The following is a 17,148-nucleotide window of genomic DNA, read 5'->3' as shown; positions in this document are numbered from 1 at the left end:
TCGTTTTGATGGTGGGCCTGGCATCGGCTCAGGTGCTGCAACAAGACGACAACAAGAAAGACAATAAGACAGCGCCCAAGGCACAACCCAAGGCTAGGGTCGAGGATGAGAGCATTCCCGACTCTTTGTTGCATGCCCGCTGGCGTATTCAGCACACGGCACCTGTGGTGGTAGAGGACCTGGATTCCAGCGCATTGGATCTGAGAATGCCTGACAATATCAAGCTGCAGGTGGAATATGACGACTCCCTGAATGTTTATCGCATTGGCTCAAAAATAGGCGACAGCTACCTGAATGCTCCGGTGGTGATGACGCCAGAGGAGTATATGCGTTGGAGCGAGCGAAAGGCGCGCGAACAGTATTTCAGAAAGAAGGATGCTGAGACGGCAAAGGCTGCCGGAAAGGATAAGTTCGATTTCTCTGACATGCACTTCGATCTGGGACCTGCCGAGAAAATCTTCGGTCCTGGCGGCGTGCGCGTGAAGACACAGGGTACGGCAGAGCTGAAGATTGGCGCTACGCACAAGAACATCGAGAACCCGTCGCTGCCTATACGCAACCGCAAGACCACGGCTTTTGATTTCGACGAGAAAATCAACCTGAACGTGAATGGTAAGGTGGGCGACAAGTTGAACATGAACCTGAACTACAACACCGACGCTACCTTCGACTTCGACACGAAGAACCTGAAGTTGAAGTACGACGGCAAGGAGGACGAGATCATCAAACTGGTGGAGGCCGGCAACGTGTCGTTCCCCTCGAACAACTCGCTGGTGCACGGCGCCTCGTCGCTGTTTGGTATTCGCACAGACATGCAGTTTGGCAAACTGAAACTGCAGACGGTGGTGTCGCAGAAGAAATCTACCTCCAAGAGCGTCAGTTCGAAAGGCGGCACGCAGACCACCCCCTACGAAATTGATGTGGCCGACTATGAGGAAAATCGCCACTTCTTCCTTTCACATTATTTCCGCCAGAACTACGACCGCTCAATGCAGTCGTTGCCCAACATGACAACGGGTGTGAAGATTAACCGCATCGAGGTGTGGGTGACCAACAAGAGTGGTACTACTTCTAACTCTCGCAACATCGTGGCTTTCAGCGATTTGGGTGAGAATGACGTGATCAAGAACTCGATGTGGCAGACCACGGGCTATAATGTGCCCAGTAACCTGGCCAACACAGAGTATGCACAGCTGGTGAGCCAGATAGACTCGGCTTCGCGCTCCATGGACCGCGTGACGGCCATCCTTGAGACTAACCGCCAGTTGGTGGGTGGTGCCGACTACGAAAAGTTGTCGAGCGCCCGCCTGCTGAGTTCCAGTGAATACACGGTCAACACGGCGCTGGGCTTTATCTCGCTGAAGACGGGGTTGCAGACCGACCAGGTGCTGGCTGTGGCCTACGAATATACCTACGGCGGACAGACCTATCAGGTGGGTGAGTTCTCGACCGACATCACTCAGACCAACCGCTGCCTGTTTGTGAAGGCCCTGAAGAACACCTCCAACAACCCATCGCAGGCCAACTGGCGCCTGATGATGAAGAACGTCTATTACCTGGCCTCTTCGGTAGAGAAAGAGAAATTCCGCATGGACATCAAGTACCAAAGCGACACCACAGGTACCTACCTGACCTATCTGCCCGAGGAGAGCCTGAAGTCAGTGCCCCTGTTGCGCGTGATGGGACTGGACCGACTGGATGCCAACATGAAGCCTCATTCCAATGGCCAGTTTGACTTTGTTCAAGGCTATACCGTGGTCAACGGACGCGTGTTCTTGCCGGCTGCAGAGCCATTCGGCAATTATCTGCGTAACTACCTGAAGCAGAAGGGTATGGGCCAGGTGGCTGAGAAATACTGCTTCGACCAGCTCTATGACTCGACCAAGACGGTGGCCAAACAGAATGCCGAGAAGGATAAGTTTGTGCTCTCCGGACAGTATAAAGGCACTAGCGCCAATGTCATCTCGCTGGGTGCTGCCTACGTGCCTCAGGGTTCGGTGGTGGTGACGGCAGGTGGTGTGACCCTGCAGGAGGGTAGCGACTACTCGGTGGACTATTCGGCCGGCGAGGTGACCATCCTGAATCAGAGCATCATCGATGCCGGCACGAATGTCAACGTGTCGTTGGAGGACAATACCAGCTACGGCATGCAGCGCAAGACCATGCTGGGCATGAACTGGGAGTATGACTTCAGCAAGAACTTCTCGTTGGGCGGTACGCTGTTGCACCTGAAGGAACAGGCACTCACGTCGAAAGTGTCGATGGGCGAGGAGCCCCTGAACAACACGTTGTGGGGACTAAACGTCAACTGGAAACAAGAGTCGCAGTGGTTGACCAACGTGCTTGACCGACTGCCCTTGCTCCACTGTACGCAGCCTTCGCAGATCACCTTCACGGGTGAGTTTGCACAACTCATTGCCCATACGCCTACCGGCACTCAGGATAACGCATCGTATTTGGACGACTTCGAGAACACCAAGAACCTGCTGGACGTGAGCGACCCGAAGGCTTGGGTGCTGTCGAGCGTGCCTAGCATGTTTCCCGATGCCACCGACAAGACGTCTGTGAAGAGCGGCTACAACCGCGCCTTGCTGGCTTGGTATAACGTGGATCCTATCTTCACGCGCCGTTCTTCGTCGTTGACGCCGGCTCACATCAAGAGCGACCTGGAACAGCTGTCCAACCACTATGTGCGCGAGGTCTATGTGAAGGAACTCTATCCCAACCGCGACCAGTCTTCGTACAACGGCGCCGTTTCTACGTTGCCGGTGCTGAACCTGGCCTATTACCCTCAGGAGCGTGGTCCTTACAACCTGACCACCCAATTGAATGCCGACGGTACGCTGAAGAACCCCAGCAAGATGTTTGGTGGAATGATGCGCCGACTGGAGACCACCGACTTCGAACAGGCTAATATAGAATATGTGGAGTTCTGGCTGCTCGACCCCTACATCTACACCCGTAAGGATGGTACGGCAGGCCGACATAAAGGTGAACTGTACCTGAACCTGGGCGAGGTGTCGGAAGATGTGCTTCGCGATGGTAAGAAATTCTACGAGAGCGGTATGGCCGTTGACGGCACGTCATCATACGAAACCACACAGTGGGGTAAGATTCCCGTGCAGGCCACACAGACCTATGCCTTTGCCACCACCTCAGGCTCACGCCAGTTGCAGGATGTGGGTTTGAACGGATTGACCGATGATGAGGAGCAGCAGTATGGCGCCTATATGGATTGGCTGAATGCCATTGGCGGTGTGGTGACCAACGACAGCGTGCTGCAGGCTTGGCGCAAAGACCCCGCCGGCGACGACTATCACTACTATCGTGGCACAGATTTGGACGCAGCGCGCACCAGCATCATGGATCGCTATAAGCGCATCAACAACCCTCAGGGCAACTCGCCCGCCAACGACAACCAGACCGAGGGCTACGACACATCGTACAAGACCGGTCCTGACGTGGAGGATATCAACCAGGACTACACGTTGAACGAATACGAGCGTTACTATCAGTATCGCATCCCCATCAGCGACGATGAGCTGCAGGCCTACAACCGTGGCGTGAAGTCGGAAGATAGCTATATTGTGGACCATCGCGACTACAATGCAAAGTTGCGCAATGGCGACTCGCTCACCGTGCGTTGGTATCAGTATCGTATCCCCTTGGCAGAGTTCGACAGCAAGGTGGGTGCCATCAACGATTTCACCAGCATCCGCTTCATGCGTATGTTCCTGACCGGTTTCGAAGAGCCCGTAGTGCTGCGCTTCGGTTCGCTGGACCTGGTGCGCGGAGAATGGCGCCAGTACAAACAGAACCTGCAGACGTCGGCAGGTGCCGAAACGGGTGTGCTGGAGATGAGTGCTGTGAACATCGAAGAGAACACCGACCGCAAGCCTGTGGCCTATGTGCTGCCTCCAGGCATCTCGCGTGCCACCGATCCCGCTCAGCCACAGCTCACCGAGAACAACGAGCAGTCGCTCTGCTTGACGGTGAAGAACCTGTCGCAGAACGAGTCGAAGGCTGTTTATAAGAACACCAACCTGGACCTGCGTCAGTATAAGCGTCTGCAGATGTTTGTGCATGCAAACGCCTTGATACCTAACAACACGCAACTGGAAGACAACCAGTTGGCTGTGTTCATCCGTCTGGGTTCTGACTATAAGAGCAACTACTACGAGTATCTGATTCCGTTGAAGCTCACCCCCGAGGGTAACTATCGCTGGAACGTGCCGTCGGACCGTCCGCTGGTATGGCCGCTGGAAAACATGCTCGACATCAACATGTCTGTATTCACACAGTTGAAGAAGGCACGCAACAAGGCACGTGCACAGGGACTCGCTTCCTATACACAGCTGTTCACCGACTATGATCCTGAGAAGCCCAACAACAAAATCAGTATTGTGGGTAACCCGTCGCTGGGCGAGGTGAAGACCATGATCATCGGTGTGCGCAACCTGAGCAGCACGATGAAGTCGGGCGAGGTGTGGGTGAACGAGCTTCGTCTGCGCGAGACCAACAACGAAGGTGGTTGGGCCGCATCGGGAGCCATGAATGTGCAGCTGTCTGACTTCGGAACGGTGAACCTCACTGGCCGCTATGTCAGCGACGGCTTCGGCGGACTGGAGGAGACCGTGATGCAGCGTTCTACAGACACTCAGAAGTCATACTCGGTGACGGCCAACCTGGAACTGGGTAAGCTGTTCCCCGACAAGGCGAAGGTCACCGCTCCGCTCTACTATTCATATACAAAGGAGATTGTCAGTCCTAAATACAACCCGCTGGACACGGACATGGAGCTCGACGACGCTCTGGAGTCGGCTGCCAACCAGCATGAAAAGGACTCTATCGAGTCGCTGGCTGTGACAAAGAACGTGATGCGCAACTTCTCACTGTCGAATGCGCGCGTCGGCATCAAGAACAAACGTCACCCGATGCCCTACGATCCCGCTAACTTCTCGTTTACCTATAGTCACTCGCATCGTCGCACAACTGGCGAGACAACTGTTTGGGAGACCGACGACCAGTGGCGTGGCTCGCTGAACTATAGCTACACACCGGTATATAAGACCTGGGAGCCGTTTAAATCGTCGAAGAGCAAGTCGAAGTGGATGCAGTTCCCGAAGGCTCTGGGACTGAACTATCTGCCACAGACCATCTCGTTTAACTCGGAATGGACGCGCAGCTACTACGAACTGCAGGAGCGCGATTTGGAAAATACGGTCAACCCGAACCTGCCACTGACCTTCAGCGAGCAGTTCTTGTGGAACCGTGACTTCCAGTTGCGATGGGACCTGACCAAGAATCTGCACATGAACTTCCAGAGTGCCACACATGCCGAGATTGAAGAGCCCTATACTCCGCTTAACAAAGACCTCTATGCCGATCGCTATACAGCGTGGAAAGACTCGGTATGGCAGAGCCTGAAGCACTGGGGCACACCGCTGGACTATCAGCAGAACTTCACGGCCAGCTATCAGGTGCCACTGGACAAGTTGCCCATCTTCGACTGGTTGAAGGCTGATGCCAGCTATTCGGCAACGTATTCTTGGTTGCGCGGTACGGAGTTGGACGATGGTACCTCGCTGGGTAACACCATCTCTAACAATCGCAACCTGAACGTCAACGGTAGCTTCAACATGGAGACGCTCTATAATCACATCCCCTTCCTGAAGAAGACCAACGAGCGATTCAAGAAGCAGAGCTCGGCAGCTCGCAAGACGACCACCAAGCCCAACAAGGCTGCGCAGAACCGCAACAACCAGAAGGATAATAAGGCAGACGACAAGGAGGAGAAAGCACTGCCGAAAAACAAGAATACGTTCCAGAAGGAACTGACGCTGCAGAGCGACACGACCATTGAGGTGCAGCACGGCAAGAAGTCGAAGCGACTGATTGTAAGTGCAAAGAATGCGAAAGGCAAGGCTGTCACCGTGAAGTGGAAGACGGTGGATGAGAATAAGATCAAGGTGTGGTTGCCAAAGGGAGCCACGCCCGACACACTGAAGTTGAGCGTGATGGCCAAGGAACCTCTGGACAAACAGTGGTGGTACAACCCCGCTCAGCAGGTGTCGCGTGTGCTGATGATGGTGCGCACCATCAACCTGAGCTACCGCAACCAGTATGCGATGACATTGCCCGGATTTATTCCTAATGTGGGTGATGCTTTCGGTCAGAACACGGGTAGCGTGCTGGCACCAGGTCTGGATTTCGCATTCGGTCTGACAGGCGATGGCTATGTGGACAAGGCATTGGAGCGTGGATGGCTGTTGTGCGCCGACAGCGTGGCTACACCTTCTACAAGCAGTGCCACTGAGGACCTGCAACTGCGTGCTACGCTGGAACCCGTGCGCGACTTGAAGATTGACCTCACCGCTACGCGTACGGTCAACAAGTCGAAGAGCGTGCAGTTTATGTATGCAGGCACACCCACCACCTACAGCGGTTCGTTCACGATGACTACCATCTCGCTGCGCAGTGCGCTGGAGGGAATGGGCAATGCAAATAATGGTTATCATTCTGCTTCGTTTGACAGGTTCTGCAACCGTCTGGATGCCTTCCGTGAACGTGTGCAGGCACAGTATCCTGCTGGTTCTGCAGGCGTAGGCAATGCCACAGTGAACCCTGTTGATCCCTACAGTGCTGACGTGATGATTCCGGCGTTCCTCTCCACCTACACGATGGGTGCCGGCAACTCGCTGGACATCTTCCCCGCGCTGACCCGACTGTTGCCTAACTGGACAATCAAGTATGGCGGACTGTCGAAGTTGCCATGGTTGCGCGATCACCTGAAGAGCGTCAACCTGAACCACTCGTATAAGAGCATCTACAGCGTTGGCTCGTATGCGTCGTATAGCAGTTGGCTAGAGTATATGGGCGACCTTGGCTATGTGCAGGCTGCCGATGGTTCCTACACGCCGTCGTCTCGCTATAACGTCTCTTCGGTGAGCATCAACGAGGCCTTCTCACCATTGTTGGGTGTCGATGTGACGTTCCCCAACAACCTGACTTGTAAGGTGGAATACAAGACCTCGCGCGTGCTGAACCTGTCGATGACGAGTGTGCAGATCAACGAGTCGCGCTCAAACGACTGGGTGATTGGTTTGGGTTATAAGATTTCGAACTTCAAGCTCTTTGGCAACGGCAACCACCGAAAGGTGAAGAACGCGAAGGGCAATCAGAAAGAGGATGACAGCAAAAACAAAAAGCAGCAATCGTCGAACAGCAAGGGTGTGAACCACGACCTGAATACTCGTGTCGATATCTCGTTCCGCGATCAGGCTGCCATCACACGTGATATTGCCAGCGGCGTTAGTTCGGCATCGAGTGGCAACTCAGCACTGAAGATTTCATTTGCTGCAGACTATACGCTGTCGAAGATGCTCACCATCACGGCTTACTACGATCGTCAGACCAACAAACCGCTGTTGTCTTCGAGCAGCTATCCCACCACGACGCACGATTTTGGTGTATCACTTAAATTCTCTTTGACCCGATGACCTCTTTTACACCTATTCTTCTGACATGGTTTCGTGAAAACGGCAGAGAACTGCCTTGGCGCGAAACACACGATCCTTATGCCATCTGGCTTTCGGAAATCATCCTTCAGCAGACACAAGTGAAGCAGGGATGGAGCTACTGGGAGCGCTTCATGCGGCGCTGGCCCACGGTAGATGCTCTGGCTGCTGCCTCCGAGGATGAGGTGCTGCGCGAGTGGCAAGGACTGGGGTATTACAGTAGGGCTCGCAATCTTCACTTTGCTGCAAAGCAGATTGTGACAATGGGGGGATTTCCTCATACACTCGTCGAGATTAAGTCGCTGAAGGGTGTGGGCGATTATACCGCTGCGGCCATCGGAAGCATCGCTTTCGGACTGCCAGCTGCAGTGGTGGATGGCAATGTGTATAGGGTGCTGAGTCGCTATTTCGGTGTGGAGACTCCTATCAATACTACTGAGGGGAAAAAGACGTTTACGGCCTTGGCCCAGTCGCTACTTCCACCCAAAGAGGCTTCTGCCTACAACCAGGCAATAATGGATTTCGGTGCTATACAGTGCACACCACAGTCGCCGCAATGCGGGGCTTGTCCGCTGCAGGAGTCGTGTGTGGCGTTTCGTGAGGACAGGGTAGGGACACTGCCGGTGAAACTGAAAACGCTGAAGGTGAAAGAACGTCGTCTCTCTTATGTATATATAAGGTGTAAGGGCTATGTTGCCATCCATCGACGTGGAGCCGGAGATATATGGCAAGGACTCTATGAGCCGTATCTTGTAGCAGAAGATAATAATGGGATTGACCTGCAGCAGTGCCTGTTGCTGAAAAAGGACGTGCGCCACGTGTTGACACATCGTATCTTGTTGGCTGATTTCTATTTACTGGAGACAGCGGTGCGACCCGAATTGGCCGAAGACTATATTTGGGTGCAAGAACAAGACCTTGAAAAGTATGGCGTGCCCCGTTTGGTGGAGCTGTTGTATGAGGAAGTTCGTGCTGTGCTCGGAAACAGAAAATAATTACGAAGTTTCCTTAAAAATAGTTGCAAAATTTTTTGGAGGGAATCGAAAAATGTTCTATCTTTGCAATATAACGAAAAGATAAAGGACATAAAAAGCAAAGGCCAATCTTTATCCTTAAATTAATTGCTAACAAGAAACACAAAAAAAGATGTACCAATTTGGCGCATCTTTTTTTTTGTATTTGTTTTTTGTTCTCGCTTATTCGTACCTTTGACTTCGTCGAAGGTACTTGCGTTCGAAAGAAAAAATAAAAAATATATTTTCATTTTGTTCTTTACTCACTTATTCGTACCTTTGACTTCGTCGAAGGTACTTCCGCTCGACAAAAAAAGAGTAAAACTCTTTGTTTTGTTCTCGCTTATTCGTACCTTTGACTTCGTCCAAGGTACTCACGTTCGAAAAATTGCAAATAAATTTGCATTTTCGCTCACTTAATCGTACCTTTGCAGGGATGTTAAGCGATGAGCTAAAGATAAAGATTGAACAGCACATGGGGCTGACACCTACCAATCAGCAGCGACAGGCAATGAACGTCTTTGCTGATTTTCTTTTTGATAGGAACCCAGAGTGCGTGATGATTCTGCGTGGTGCTGCCGGTACGGGTAAGACAACACTGGCGGCAGCCATTGTTCGTGCCCTGTTGGACATGAAGCAGAAACTGGTGCTGATGGCTCCTACGGGTAGGGCGGCTAAGGTCTTTTCTGGTTATGCTCATCATCCTGCTTTCACCATTCATCGACGTATCTATCGACAGAAGACGGCTGCCGACTTGTCGGCATTCAGTCTGAACGCTAATCTGAATAGCGACACGCTGTTTCTCGTTGATGAGGCTTCGATGATCAGTAATGCTGGCATGGGCGATACCTTTGGTTCGGGATGCTTGCTTGATGATTTGATGCAGTTTGTGTATAATGGACATAACTGCAGGCTGATGCTGATTGGCGACAAGGCACAGTTGCCACCAGTGGGCGAGGAGGATAGTCCGGCACTGATGTCAGATGTGCTTCGCGGCTATGGCATGAGGGTGTATGAGATGGAGCTGGACGAGGTGCTGCGACAGAGTCAGGAGTCGGGCATCTTATACAATGCCACAGAGATTCGACACAGTGTGGATGTGTGGGCGCTGCCGAAGTTGCGCATTGCTGGTTTTCCTGACATACAGATTGTGCCCGGCGACGAACTGATTGAGTCGCTGGCAACAAGCTATAGCCGGGTGGGACTCGATGAGACCATGGTGGTGACGCGCAGTAATAAGCGGGCAAACATCTACAATCAGGGCATCCGCAACACTGTTCTTGATCGTGAAGAGGAACTGTGTCGAGGTGATCAACTGATGATTGTGAAGAACCACTATGGTGAGAATGGCTTGTTTCTGGCCAATGGTGACCGCTGCGTGGTGCAGCGAGTGAGAAATACACGCAAAGAGTATGGCTTTCGTTTTGCCGACGTGACACTGCAGTTCCCCGACTTTGACCCTGTCTTGGAACTGACATCGACCGTGGTACTCGACACGCTGACATCCGAGGCTCCGGCCTTAACACGTGAGCAACACGAACAACTGTATAATAAGGTGATGGAGGATTATGCAGACATCCCTTTGAAGTCTGACAGATTGAAGAAACTAAAGACGGATGTTTACTATAATGCTCTCCAGGTGAAATATGGCTATGCTGTCACCTGCCATAAGGCGCAGGGCGGACAGTGGGCACACATATATATAGATCAAGGTTATATGACGGATGACATGTTGACGCCAGACTATGTGCACTGGCTCTATACGGCCCTGACACGTGCCACGGAAAAGGTGTTCCTCGTCAATTGGCCAAAAGCTCAAGTAGAAGAATGAAATTGATAAAGTTTTTAAAGGATTGGACACTTCCTGTGTCAATGGGAATGGGAACGATTGTCTATCTGATATTTGCCTTCGTTCCTGCACTGGAAAGTGCTGCAGAGGTGATGGAACCTGTGTTTAACACCATTCTGCCACTATTTATGTTTTTGATACTCTTTGTGACCTTTTGCAAGGTTGACTTCCATAAGATGCTTCCTGTAGGTTGGCATTTGTGGGTGAGCATCTTTAACCTTCTGTTTGTGGGCATCGTGATGGCTATTGTCTTGTTCTTTCATTTCACTGGCGACAAACTGGTGTTGATGGAAGCGCTCCTGATGTGTATCATTGCTCCCACAGCTACGGCTGCTGCCGTGGTGACGCAAAAGTTGGGCGGATCGCTGGAAGAGATGACTACCTATACGTTTCTGTCAAACTTCCTGACGGTGCTGCTGGTGCCTGTTTGCTTCCCCTTGATAGAGAAGTCGGCCGATATTTCATTTATGTCGGCTTTCACAAAAATATTTTATCAGGTGGTGACCCTGCTGGTGGTTCCGATGTTGCTGGCCTACCTGGTGAAGCACTACTGGCAGAGCCTGCACAGAAAGGTGGTCTCGGTGCGTGACTTGTCTTTCTATCTTTGGGGCTGTTCGCTGATGATTGTGACGGGAACGACGGTCAAGAATATCGTTCACGCTCAGGCATCATTGCTGTTGCTGGGGTCTATCGCGATGTTGGGATTGTTGCTGTGCGTCATACAGTTTGCTGTAGGACGCTTTATCGGTCATTATTTCGGTCGTGCGCAAGAGGCAGGACAGGGCCTGGGTCAGAAAAATACAGCTTTTGCTATTTGGATGGCTTATACTTATCTGACGCCTTTGGCCAGTGTAGGACCAGGCTGCTACATCCTGTGGCAAAACATCATCAATTCTATTGAGATATGGCAGGAGCGTCGCCGTTCAGCAGTCGAAGCATAGTCTTGGCAGCATTGGCGGGCGCATGCTCTTTGCCCAGTTTGCTCCAAACCTCCTGATAACCTTCAAGCATTTTCTCGCGGGCTGGACCATCAAGGATGATTTCCAGCTCGTGTTGTATGTTGTCGAACGTGAATGAGTCGGCAACAAGTTCGCGTACGACCTCGCGATTGGCCACCAGGTTGACAAGTGAGATATACTTCACCTTCAGGATTTTCTTTCTCAGCCAACCGATAAGTCGGGGGAGGGGCGTCTCATAGCAAACCACCTGAGGCACGTTGAAAAGGGCCGTCTCGAGGGTTGCTGTTCCACTTGTAACCAAGGCGGCATGTGCTTCCGAGAGTAAAGCGTAAGTTTGGTTCTTGATCAGTCTGACTTGGCTACCCTCCAGGAATTGCTGGTAGTAAGCTTCGTCAATGCTTGGTGCGCCGGCCAGCACGATGTCATAGTCGTTTTCGAATTTCTTTGTGGTGCGGATCATCATGGGCAGGTTGTCCTTGATCTCCTGTTTTCTGGAGCCAGCCAGCAGGGCGATGATGGGTTTGTCGCCTTTGATCTCGTTGTGGTGCTCACCCTTCTGCTTGTTTTCCAGGTACTCTTTTACCTCGTCGGCAGTGGGATTGCCCACATAGTGGATGGGGTAGTGGTGCTTGTTCTCAAAGAAGTCAACCTCGAAAGGTAGGATGGAGAACAGCTCGTCAACATCGCGTTTGATGTTTTTGATACGGTATTCTTTCCATGCCCATATCTTTGGCGAGATGTAATAGAACACTCTAAAGCCCAGAAGGTGAGCGAACGCAGCGATGTCGAGGTTGAAACCTGGATAATCAACAAGAATGACAACGTCGGGATTCCACTGCAGAATATCCTCCTTACAGCGCTTCATGTTCTTTAGTATGGTGGGCAGATGCAGTAATACGGGGATGAATCCCATGTATGCCAGTTCGCGATAGTGTTTCACCATCTCACCTCCGACCTGTGCCATCAGGTCGCCTCCGATGAAGCGAAAAGAAGCCTTGGCATCGTTTCTTTTCAGTTCTTGCATCAGTCTTGAAGCGTGCAGGTCGCCGCTGGCTTCTCCAGCTATCAGGTAGTACTTCATAATGAGTTGAGAGTTATTCTTCCCAGTCCTTTTTCTGGTTCATAAATTCGTAGGCGGTGACGTCAACTTGAGTGGGGGTGATGGCCACATAGCCATTGTCCAAAGCCCAGCGGTCGGTGTCTTGCATATCAGGCTCGTCGTTCTGATAGTGTCCCACCATCCAGAAATAGTCGTAGCCACGAGGATGATGACAGCGCGTAACCTCCTGGCCCCAGGTGCCCTGTGACATGCGGCACACCTTTACACCGTTGTATTTAGGCGTGCGAGGGAAGTTGACATTCAGGCAGATACCCTTGGGAAGTCCTTTGGTCAGAACTTTCTCTGTCATCGAAACGACGTAGGGGCGTAAAGGCTCGAAATCTGCATCGTCGCGATTGTCGCACAGAGAAAAGGCGATAGACGGAATGTACTTCATGCATCCCTCGAGCGTCACACCCATCGTGCCGCTGTAGTGTGTGTTGACAGATGCATTGTCACCATGGTTGATACCGCCGATAACAATGTCTGGACGTCGGTCAACGATTTGCGATAGGGCCAGTTTGACACAGTCAACGGGTGTGCCATTGCTCGACCATATCTGTAGTCCCTCCTCTTCGTGACGCAGGTTGAGGCGCAGAGGCGTGGTGGCTGAAAAAGCACACGAGAAACCAGAGCGTGCCGAGTCGGGAGCACAAACAATGATGTCGCCCAGGTGTCTTAACATATCCACCAGACAGTTGATACCTTTGGCCTGATAGCCATCGTCATTGGAAATAAGTATGAGTGGTTTTTTGCTGTTCATTACTCCTAAAAAAATTTCTTGCAAAGGTAACTATTCTTTTTGAGAAAAAGTAAAGACGGGCGGAGAATAATTCTAAAATTATTGAAATAATATCAGTGAAACATTCATTGTTTCACAGAAAAGTTGTATCTTTGCAGTTCAAAACTATAAAGGAGAAAAGATTGAAATGGGAAAGATTATTGCATTAGCTAACCAAAAGGGTGGCGTAGGAAAGACCACCACTACAATCAATCTGGCAGCTTCGCTGGCTACCCTTGAGAAGACGGTGCTCGTCGTCGATGCTGATCCACAGGCCAATGCCTCAAGTGGATTGGGTGTGGATATCAAGCAGGTGGACTGTTCTATTTACGAATGTATCATTGATAAGGCCGATGTACGCGAGGCTATCTACACAACCGACATTGAAGGACTTGATATCATACCTAGTCATATCGACCTGGTTGGTGCCGAGATCGAGATGTTGAACCTAGACAATCGCGAGAAGGTTATTAAGAAACTGCTTGATCCAATTCGTGCAGAATATGACTATATACTCATTGACTGCTCACCTTCATTGGGTCTTATCACCGTGAACTCATTGACGGCAGCCGACTCGGTAATCATACCCGTGCAGTGCGAATACTTTGCGTTGGAGGGTATCTCTAAACTGCTTAACACCATTAAGATTATTAAGAGTAAGCTGAATCCGAAACTGGAGATTGAAGGTTTCTTGCTGACGATGTACGACTCACGTCTGCGTCTGGCTAACCAGATCTATGACGAGGTGAAGCGTCATTTCCAGGAACTGGTGTTCAAGACAGTGATTCAGCGTAATGTGAAACTCTCAGAGAGTCCCTCTCACGGTCTGCCAGTCATTCTTTATGACGCAGATTCTACTGGAAGTAAAAACCATTTGGCATTGGCAAAAGAAATCATTAGTAAGAATAAATAGTAATGGCTGTAAGAAAGAAATTTGACCGGAATGTGCTTGGACGCGGACTCGATGATATCGGAAACGGCCGCGGACTGGATGCACTCATTGATACAAGCGAGGTGAAAACTCAAGGTTCGTCAAACTTGAATGAGATTCCTATCGAACAGATTGAACCAAATCCTGATCAGCCTCGTCGTGAGTTTGACGAGACGGCTATGCAGGAGCTGGCTACAAGTATTGCAACCATGGGTATCATTGCACCCATCACTTTGCGTCAGGTAGCGCCCGATCGCTATCAGATCATTGCAGGTGAGCGCCGATGGAGAGCTTCTCAACAAGCTGGACTCACATCGATACCTGCCTATATCCGCACGGCTAATGATGAGAGCGTGATGGAGTTGGCCCTCGTGGAGAATATTCAGCGTGAGGACCTGAACGCCATTGAAATTGCGTTGGCCTATGAACACCTGGCAGAAACCAGCGGTATGACGCAGGAGAAGATTTCTGAACGAGTGGGCAAGAGCCGTACGGCTGTGACCAACTATATGCGTCTGCTGAAGTTGCCTGCCCAGATTCAGATGGCACTGAAGAATCGCGAAATAGACATGGGACATGCCCGTGCCCTGCTGTCGCTCGATTCTCCTTCCATGCAGTTGAAGTTGTTCAAGGAGGTGCTCAAGAACCAGTACTCCGTGAGAAAGGTGGAGGAGATGGTTCAGATGCTGAAGAATGGTGAAGACGTACAAGGTGCCAATAGAAAGATTGCTGCAAAGGCTAAGTTGCCTGCAGAGTATGACGCAGTGAAAAAACGTCTGACAACCTTCTTCCAGACAAAGATTCAAATGACTTGCTCTCCTAGTGGTAAAGGAAAGATTAGCATTCCTTTCGACAACGAGGGCGATCTGGAACGTATATTAAAAGTGCTGAATGCAGGACATTGAGCAAATGAAGAAATGGGGCTTTGACATGATACGGGGATTGCGAAAGGCAATAGTGCTTATAGTACTGTCGCTGTGTCTGCCGTTGACCGAGACAAAAGCCCAGACCGTGGTGGCTGACTCTATCATGCAGGTCATCGACTCTATGTATGCTGCTCTGCCAATAGATACAGCTGCTGTCATTGATACAACCGCGGTGCAGACAGTGGTCCATCAGACGTTGAAGGCTTCAAAACCCAAGAAGGACTGGAGCACGTGGCGTCCTGACCCCCAACGAGCCCTTTGGATGGCTATGGTCATTCCTGGCGGTGGACAGATTTACAACCGTAAGTACTGGAAGTTGCCAATAGTGTATGGAGGTTTTGTGGGATGTGTCTATGCACTGATGTGGAACAACATGATGTACAAGGACTATCAGCAGGCTTATCTGGACATCATGGATGATGATCCTACAACAGCCAGCTATAATAAGTTTCTGCATCTGGGACGTACCATTACGCCTGAGAATGAAGAGCGCTATAAGTCGGTGTTTAAGAGTCGTAAGGACCGCTATCGCCGTTGGCGCGACTTGAGTTTCTTCTGTATGGTGGGCGTCTATGTCGTTTCGGTGATTGATGCCTATGTAGATGCAGAGCTGTCTGAGTTTGATATCTCAAAAGACCTGAGCATGAAGGTGCGCCCAACAGTCATGGGCAACGGCCTGAATAGCAGATCGCTGTCAGCAACGTCGATTGGCGTGAACTGCAGCATTAATTTCTAAAGAAGATTTTATGAAGAGAAAACTGATAATACTTTCCGCAATGCTTCTGACTTGTGTGGTCAACACACAGGCGCAGATAGAGGTGGAGGTAGAAGACGAAGAAATCATTGTATCTGATGAATATGGCGATGTGGAAGAAATAGACTTCCCCGAAGCCATGGCCGATAATATGATGGATAGCTTGATGAACCTCTATGAGTCTAAGAGTTATCTGACTGTAGATGAAGATTGCAGAACAACAGGCGAGAACCCGCTGTTTTCAAAAGAGGAATACATCGAGCGCCTGATGCGCATGCCTACCGTTATGGAGATGTCGTATAACGAGGTGGTGCGCTCTTGTATCGATCGCTATGCCGGACGTCTGCGCCGCCAGGTGGGTTTTATGCTTGGCGCCTCTAACTTCTATATGCCTATCTTTGAGGAAGCACTCGAAGCTTATCAGGTTCCCTTGGAATTGAAATATCTGCCCGTCATTGAGTCTGCCCTTAATCCCACTGCTGTCTCTCGTGTTGGAGCAACAGGTCTTTGGCAGTTTATGGTATCTACGGGAAAGATGTATAACCTCGAAATCAATAGTTTGATTGATGAACGTCGTGATCCGGTGAAGGCTAGCTATGCTGCTGCTCACCTGCTGAGTGATTTATATAAGGTTTATGGCGACTGGAATCTGGTGATTGCAGCCTATAACTGTGGTCCAGGTAATATCAATAAGGCTATAGCACGCGCTGGTGGCGAACGCGATTATTGGAAGATTTATCCTTATCTTCCCAAGGAAACACGCGGTTATGTGCCAGCCTTTATTGCTGCCAACTACGTGATGACTTATTACTGTGAACACGGCATCTGCCCTATGAGAACGCAGTTGCCCTCACAAACAGATACAGTGATGGTGAACCGTGATCTGACTTTGTCTCAGATTGCTTCAGTATGCAATCTCGATATTCAGATGCTACGCGCTCTCAACCCTGTTTATCGTCGTGATGTGGTGCCCGGTGGTTCAAAGCCTATGCCTATCCGCCTGCCCTTGAACGATGTGAACACGTTTATCACCATGCAGGACTCGGTCTATGCTTCTGCGACCCCGCTGAAACGTGCTGAGGTGGAGATAGACAATACATTCGTACCTTCTAAATCGGTGTCGAGCAAACGCAGCGGACGTAAGAGTTCACGTGGCGGACGACAAGTGACGGTGAGAAAGGGTGAGTCTCTTTCTACCATTGCTCGTAGAAACGGTACGACGGTGGCTAAGTTGAAGCGACTGAACGGCATTCGTGGTAACAATATCCGTGCCGGACAGAAGTTGAAGGTGAGATAATATTGCTATTATAATATATAAG

Annotated in this window: 10 protein-coding genes; 8 read left to right on the top strand and 2 right to left on the bottom strand. The window is 50.7% G+C overall.

The features are described from left to right. Positions 1 to 8: 8 nt before the first annotated feature. From sov to T496_RS0103875, 4 genes are all read left to right on the top strand, one after another. Entirely contained in the window at positions 9 to 7,499 is a 7,491-nt protein-coding gene (sov, locus tag T496_RS0103895; RefSeq protein WP_394331337.1) for a T9SS outer membrane translocon Sov/SprA, read from the top strand. Beyond that, on the top strand, positions 7,496 to 8,512 hold the full coding sequence (gene mutY / locus T496_RS0103890; RefSeq protein WP_027449586.1) for an A/G-specific adenine glycosylase: 1,017 nt from the start codon (positions 7,496 to 7,498) through the stop codon (positions 8,510 to 8,512). Before sov ends, mutY begins: the two co-directional genes overlap by 4 nt. Before the next feature lie 454 nt (positions 8,513 to 8,966). Then, positions 8,967 to 10,361 (top strand): ATP-dependent DNA helicase, encoded by a 1,395-nt coding sequence (locus T496_RS0103880; protein ID WP_027449584.1) that lies wholly within the window; start codon positions 8,967 to 8,969, stop codon positions 10,359 to 10,361. Next, the gene (locus T496_RS0103875) at positions 10,358 to 11,320 is read left to right on the top strand and encodes a bile acid:sodium symporter (RefSeq protein WP_027449583.1); all 963 of its coding nucleotides are present in this window, start codon (positions 10,358 to 10,360) and stop codon (positions 11,318 to 11,320) included. The genes T496_RS0103880 and T496_RS0103875 overlap by 4 nt, the downstream gene beginning before the upstream one ends. Here the strand turns inward: T496_RS0103875 and lpxB are convergent. Together lpxB and surE are read right to left on the bottom strand one after the other, a co-directional pair. After that, the gene (gene lpxB / locus T496_RS0103870) at positions 11,274 to 12,419 is read right to left on the bottom strand and encodes a lipid-A-disaccharide synthase (RefSeq protein ID WP_027449582.1); all 1,146 of its coding nucleotides are present in this window, start codon (positions 12,417 to 12,419) and stop codon (positions 11,274 to 11,276) included. The genes T496_RS0103875 and lpxB overlap by 47 nt on opposite strands. Positions 12,420 to 12,432: 13 nt before the next feature. Then, complete coding sequence (gene surE / locus T496_RS0103865; protein ID WP_027449581.1) at positions 12,433 to 13,200, bottom strand: 5'/3'-nucleotidase SurE; 768 nt, start codon at positions 13,198 to 13,200, stop codon at positions 12,433 to 12,435. Positions 13,201 to 13,366: 166 nt separating this feature from the next. On the opposite strand from surE, the gene T496_RS0103860 reads away from it, so the two are divergent. Genes T496_RS0103860 through T496_RS0103845 form a run of 4 tightly spaced genes read left to right on the top strand, consistent with a single transcriptional unit; the run spans position 13,367 to position 17,126 of the window. Next, positions 13,367 to 14,131 carry a ParA family protein gene (locus T496_RS0103860; RefSeq protein WP_027449580.1) on the top strand — a complete coding sequence of 255 codons (765 nt, stop codon included), beginning with the start codon at positions 13,367 to 13,369 and terminating at the stop codon, positions 14,129 to 14,131. Between the two features lie 2 nt (positions 14,132 to 14,133). Continuing rightward, a complete protein-coding gene (locus tag T496_RS0103855; RefSeq protein WP_027449579.1) occupies positions 14,134 to 15,054 on the top strand; it encodes a ParB/RepB/Spo0J family partition protein in 921 nt (306 codons plus the stop codon). A 25-nt stretch (positions 15,055 to 15,079) separates the two neighbouring features. Next, positions 15,080 to 15,811, top strand: a complete 732-nt coding sequence (locus tag T496_RS0103850; RefSeq protein WP_081783541.1) for a DUF5683 domain-containing protein — start codon at positions 15,080 to 15,082, stop codon at positions 15,809 to 15,811. 10 nt (positions 15,812 to 15,821) lie between these two features. Next, a complete protein-coding gene (locus tag T496_RS0103845; RefSeq protein ID WP_027449577.1) occupies positions 15,822 to 17,126 on the top strand; it encodes a lytic transglycosylase domain-containing protein in 1,305 nt (434 codons plus the stop codon). Positions 17,127 to 17,148: the final 22 nt, after the last annotated feature.

It is taken from the genome of Xylanibacter brevis P6B11 (assembly GCF_000621825.1).
GTDB classification, from domain to species: Bacteria; Bacteroidota; Bacteroidia; order Bacteroidales; family Bacteroidaceae; genus Prevotella; species Prevotella brevis.
The sequence above is the reverse complement of the archived record's forward strand: the minus strand, read 5'-3'. Positions and strand labels throughout refer to the sequence as shown.

What these genes read in the sequence shown, in the direction of transcription:
- mutY (WP_027449586.1), top strand. Translation starts at nt 7,496, where the DNA reads ATGACCTCTTTTACACCTATTCTTCTGACATGGTTTCGTGAAAACGGC.
- sov (WP_394331337.1), top strand. Translation starts at nt 9, where the DNA reads ATGGTGGGCCTGGCATCGGCTCAGGTGCTGCAACAAGACGACAACAAG.
- T496_RS0103860 (WP_027449580.1), top strand. Translation starts at nt 13,367, where the DNA reads ATGGGAAAGATTATTGCATTAGCTAACCAAAAGGGTGGCGTAGGAAAG.
- T496_RS0103855 (WP_027449579.1), top strand. Translation starts at nt 14,134, where the DNA reads ATGGCTGTAAGAAAGAAATTTGACCGGAATGTGCTTGGACGCGGACTC.
- surE (WP_027449581.1), bottom strand. Translation starts at nt 13,200, where the DNA reads ATGAACAGCAAAAAACCACTCATACTTATTTCCAATGACGATGGCTAT.
- T496_RS0103875 (WP_027449583.1), top strand. Translation starts at nt 10,358, where the DNA reads ATGAAATTGATAAAGTTTTTAAAGGATTGGACACTTCCTGTGTCAATG.
- T496_RS0103845 (WP_027449577.1), top strand. Translation starts at nt 15,822, where the DNA reads ATGAAGAGAAAACTGATAATACTTTCCGCAATGCTTCTGACTTGTGTG.
- T496_RS0103850 (WP_081783541.1), top strand. Translation starts at nt 15,080, where the DNA reads ATGATACGGGGATTGCGAAAGGCAATAGTGCTTATAGTACTGTCGCTG.
- T496_RS0103880 (WP_027449584.1), top strand. Translation starts at nt 8,967, where the DNA reads ATGTTAAGCGATGAGCTAAAGATAAAGATTGAACAGCACATGGGGCTG.
- lpxB (WP_027449582.1), bottom strand. Translation starts at nt 12,419, where the DNA reads ATGAAGTACTACCTGATAGCTGGAGAAGCCAGCGGCGACCTGCACGCT.